The sequence below is a fragment of the Methylocaldum sp. genome, from assembly GCF_039794385.1.
Lineage (GTDB): Bacteria > Pseudomonadota > Gammaproteobacteria > Methylococcales > Methylococcaceae > Methylocaldum.
Genome location: NZ_JBDIVO010000475.1, coordinates 1 through 2,860 on the forward strand (window position 1 = coordinate 1; position 2,860 = coordinate 2,860).

The following is a 2,860-nucleotide window of genomic DNA, read 5'->3' on the forward strand; positions in this document are numbered from 1 at the left end:
GAAATCCCCCGCATGCAACGGCGGCCCTTGGCGCATTATCGAACGGAATAGGCCGGCGATCCGCGCACCGGCATGGCGCTGGCCTATCTCACCGGCGATTATGCGATGAAAGCCATCGCTCGGGAATGCGGAGTTCGTCGATCTCATCCAAGACCACGGCATTCGGATCAGCATGGGTGGCAAAGGCCGCTGGGTCGACAACGTGTTCGTCGAACGGCTGTGGAAAAGCGTGAAATATGAGGAGGTCCGCTTGCATGCTTACGACACGGTTTCCCAGGCACGAGAAGGCTTGCAGCGGTATTTCAAGTTCTACAACGAACGTCGACCCATTCATCGCTTGACGGCAAGACCCCCGATAGCGTGTACTTCGATCCGCTGCCCATTCAACAGGCAGCCTAAACCGCAGAAGCCCACTTAGGATCGGGAAAATTCTGTCCAGAAAACCGGGGCCACCGCTGATTTCCAGTTCGAGCCCATCATTTCAAAAAATCGAAGCCGGGCTCATAGGGCAACAAAAAGCAGGTTTTTCCACAGCTTCGTTAGGCTGCAGGCTGCAACTGAAGAGAAGGTGAAGTATGCGAGCCTTTGCACAAAAACAGAATCAAGCTCAAAAGCCGGCATCCTCAAGCCTTGCCCGGCCTCGGAAGACGATACTTGGGCCGCATCATCATGAGCATCATATCCTCTTTCTGCAGCGCGCGATCGGGAATCAAGCCGTACAGCGGCGGTTAGAAGCAAATACGGTGAATGTCGAAGGAGACTCGACTACTACCAAAATTGCCCGCTTCGGTCACGATTTCAGCCGGATACCCGTATACGCTAAAGTGCCCATGAAGACACAGACAAAACTGACGGTTAAGACTCCAGAAGACGTATACGAGCAGGAAGCGGACCGGATTGCCGATCGGGTGATGGCAACGGCAGCGCACTCCGTCGTTATCGGCGCGCCACCAGGTATCCAGCGCTTCGGCTACGGCTTTTCAAGGCTGCGGGTGCATTCCGGCATCGGCACTGCTCCCGGGGAACTGGACCACCCACCCCTCCGCATCAGCGCGCGCATACCCACCACCTTGCCCGCCGCGACACCCGCATGGACAAGGAACGGCGAAATCAACCTCGGTCCCGCCGGTCTGTTCATGCCGCCGCGGGAGCAACTCCGGATGCTGCGTCACGAAGCCTTCCACCGGCTGCATCAGCGCATCGCGCCCGTCAGCGATGCACCGGAGGCGCGCCTGCGGGCCGAGCGGCTCGCGACCCAAGCGGAGACGGGCGCGGCGCTGCTTCCCGTTGCGCTGCCACCCGCGCCCGCGCTGCTGGCCTTCCCGCCGCAGAAGTATACGCCGTGGGACAGGGTCTGGATCGGCAACGACGCCATCATCGGCGAAGTGACGGAGGGAGGGGTCGCCGCGCGCATCTTCCTGAGCTACAAGGACCTCGGGATCACGAAGGCGCCGGAATCGCAGACCTACCACTGCGGCAAGCACGATCCGGCGCCGATCCCGACGCTGGTCAAGCGGATGCGAGCCGCCGCAAAGCAGGCCGCCGTGCTCAACGGCAAGATCACGGACAGCACCTACTCGCTGAGGACCAGCGTGATCGCCATCTCGAAGGGCGCGAACAGCGCATTCCGCGTGTTCGGAGGCCAGGGCGTGCTGGTGATCAAGCAGGAGGATTCCTGGGAGGGAACCATTGCCCACGAGGGCTCGCACGGGATCTTCGCCTTCCACCTTGGCGACCGCGTCCCCAAGGGCGCGCCCGACCTGCTGGCCAAGGGAGTGGCCGAGCTCTTCCTCGAGCTGCAGAACACCGCGCCGGTTTCGCTCCCCAGCGCACCGTTCGATGCGAAGCACCTGCCTCCGCTGAAGGACGACGGCAAGACCACGACCCATCCGGCGGGGCTGGTGATGGTCGCCGACACCCTGTGGGCTGGCGGCGGCGGACATCCTTGGGACAACGCGGACGAGTTCTTCGCCAGCGCGTTCGGCATGTATCAACAGAAATCGCTGTTCGACCAGATTGTGCGGCACTACGGCAAGGCGGATCCGAAGATCCCGCCACTGGCGAAGAAGCTGTCGGCCCTGCTCGCCGCGGTCGGGGACCCGAAGGCCGTCGCGGGACTCAAGGTGCCGTCGAGCACGAAGGCGGTCGATGCGGAGCTGAAGCGGATTCAACCCACGCCGGAGGTCGTCGCGGGGCTCGACGCCTCCGTCGACCTGCTGCTCGATCCCACCACGCTGCGCGGACCACAGACGATTTTGTGCCCCGGCGCTAAGCCGCCCACGGCCGGAACAGGGGCGGCCAGCCAGAAAGCGACAGGGCCATGAAAGCCATGCTACCCAGAGCGAGCTAGGGATTTGCCCTCACTCAACAGCTTGTTCCTGCAACGCAAGTGTCCATGCGGCTCCAGGGGCGACTTTTCCAGAGTTCTTGGGCGGAGTACATAGCCACAGCCACGACTGCGCCTAACAACGGCATCAACCCGACGCCCCGACGCTGGCTTTTTGGGAAGTAGTCTGTGGTCCTGCCCCGTCCTTCTGTTGCCGAAACCGGGCACGTCGACCGTGGTATCGAGTTTCACCGTCGCGCCCAGCGGCCAAAGAACGCCGAACAGCCGTTCGTCCGCCTCCTGATCAGGCGGCGAATCCGGGCTGTCCAAGGTTTCATCACCGCTCGCGCCCGATGCACATGTTTCTTCCACCGGCACGCGAAAGCTCGTCGCGGTGGCTTCGGCCCGCGGTTCCAGATCGATGGGATCGGGCTCCGGCAGGGGCGATTGCTGCTCGGCCGGCAATTCGTCGATGGCCGCCAGGGCCATGGTTGCCAGCGTGGCGCGGACCTCGACGACCAGCCGTCCGCCGGC

Annotated in this window: 2 protein-coding genes and 1 pseudogene; 2 read left to right on the forward strand and 1 reads right to left on the reverse strand. The window is 62.8% G+C overall.

The window, feature by feature from the left end:
• Positions 1-133: 133 nt before the first annotated feature.
• A pseudogene (locus ABJK70_RS22930) lies at positions 134-399 on the forward strand (integrase core domain-containing protein); the annotation flags it as partial.
• A gap of 431 nt (positions 400-830) precedes the next feature.
• A complete protein-coding gene (locus ABJK70_RS22935; protein WP_347259248.1) occupies positions 831-2,324 on the forward strand; it encodes a hypothetical protein in 1,494 nt (497 codons plus the stop codon).
• A gap of 8 nt (positions 2,325-2,332) precedes the next feature.
• Here the strand turns inward: ABJK70_RS22935 and ABJK70_RS22940 are convergent.
• A partial coding sequence (locus tag ABJK70_RS22940; RefSeq protein WP_347259249.1) for a DUF3275 family protein occupies positions 2,333-2,860 on the reverse strand: 528 nt, incomplete at its 5' end.

Excerpts from the sequence above, each read along its gene's own strand:
- ABJK70_RS22935 (WP_347259248.1), top strand. The coding sequence starts at position 831 with ATGAAGACACAGACAAAACTGACGGTTAAGACTCCAGAAGACGTATAC.